This is a genomic window from Halomonas sp. SIMBA_159 (assembly GCF_046536035.1).
Classification (GTDB): Bacteria; Pseudomonadota; Gammaproteobacteria; order Pseudomonadales; family Halomonadaceae; genus Vreelandella; species Vreelandella venusta_A.
On record NZ_JAWJBT010001247.1, the window covers coordinates 1 to 247 of the forward strand.

General features: G+C 67.6%; 1 protein-coding gene. It reads right to left on the reverse strand.

Going from position 1 to position 247, the window contains the following annotated elements; all coding sequences use genetic code 11:
- The coding region (locus R0J87_RS23245) for a nicotinate-nucleotide diphosphorylase (protein WP_498889329.1) at window positions 1–247 on the reverse strand (247 nt) is incomplete at both ends.

A 247-nucleotide genomic window follows, 5' to 3' on the forward strand; every position in this document is an offset into this window, starting at 1 on the left:
GACGAGAGAGCGCGTCGCGCAGAGCAGATGCGAGGTCGACACCTGAGCGCTTCAGCACAGCGAGATGGTTGTCCTTGGCCATCACCGCGTCCGACAGCGAATACCGGTGATTGTGCCCGCCGCCGGAGAGCACGGCGTGCCGTTCGAACGCACGAAGGCCCGGGGTCGTCTTCCGGGTGTCGGCGATGCGTGCCGATGTCCCCTCGACCGCGCGCACGTATGCGGCGGTGGCTGTCGCGATACCGCT